At 67.6% G+C, this 296-nt stretch carries 1 pseudogene; it reads left to right on the plus strand.

Annotation, left to right across the window (positions count from 1 at the left end):
• A pseudogene (locus tag SLW55_RS20600) lies at nt 1–296 on the plus strand (hypothetical protein); the annotation flags it as partial.

Here is a 296-nt window from a genome sequence, read left to right on the forward strand (position 1 = left end):
GGCCGCGTGTCCGGGAGCAGCACCGATGCGGTCAACGGCTCGCAGCTGTATGCCACCAACACCGAACTGGGCAAGGTCGGCACCAAGGTGGACGAGCTCGACAACACGGTGCAGCAGTTCCAGAACGGCAACACGGTGAGATACGTCCATACCAATTCCACCGGTGCGGACAGCACCGCCACTGGTGCCGACAGCACCGCGGTGGGAGCGGCGGCGAACGCGTACGGCGACAGCGCGGTGGCACTGGGCGATGGCGCGGTGGCGGGCGATGCGAACGATGCGGCCGTGGCCAACGA

Origin of the sequence: Xanthomonas sp. LF06-19, assembly GCF_034105425.1 — a bacterium.
In the GTDB taxonomy this organism is placed as follows: domain Bacteria; phylum Pseudomonadota; class Gammaproteobacteria; order Xanthomonadales; family Xanthomonadaceae; genus Xanthomonas_A; species Xanthomonas_A sontii.